Origin of the sequence: Pseudomonas sp. 2995-1 (assembly GCF_002742505.1) — a bacterium.
GTDB lineage: Bacteria > Pseudomonadota > Gammaproteobacteria > Pseudomonadales > Pseudomonadaceae > Aquipseudomonas > Aquipseudomonas sivasensis.
The window spans coordinates 1-305 of record NZ_LJSA01000512.1 but is presented as its reverse complement, the minus strand read 5'-3'; the positions used below and the strand labels follow the sequence as shown (position 1 = coordinate 305).

1 protein-coding gene is annotated in these 305 nt (G+C 32.8%); it reads right to left on the bottom strand.

All coding sequences use genetic code 11. The annotated features are described in order from the left end of the window. The coding region (locus tag AOA61_RS30975; RefSeq protein ID WP_218197387.1) for a PmbA/TldA family metallopeptidase at nucleotides 1–305 on the bottom strand (305 nt) is incomplete at both ends.

Below are 305 nucleotides of genomic sequence, written 5' to 3'. Positions count from 1 at the left end.
AATTTACACTATTTACTTTTTCACTAAGAGAGAAGCACTCTTCTTCAAGCCTTTTTAATAACTTTATTTTCTCTTCACCAGAAAACTCGTTAAGCTTTTCTGAATACAAAGTTACTTCTTTATAACTATCAGAACCTTCAAAAATAACTTCTTGATCATCTGTATCAAGAATTTCAGCGTTTTCCATTGCTTCGTTTAATAACATGGTAACTGACTCTGAATCAATTTTCTCAGCATAGGCGTATCCCATGTGACCTTTATATATTCCTCTAAGTGAAACGCCACCATCATTTGCGATACTGTAA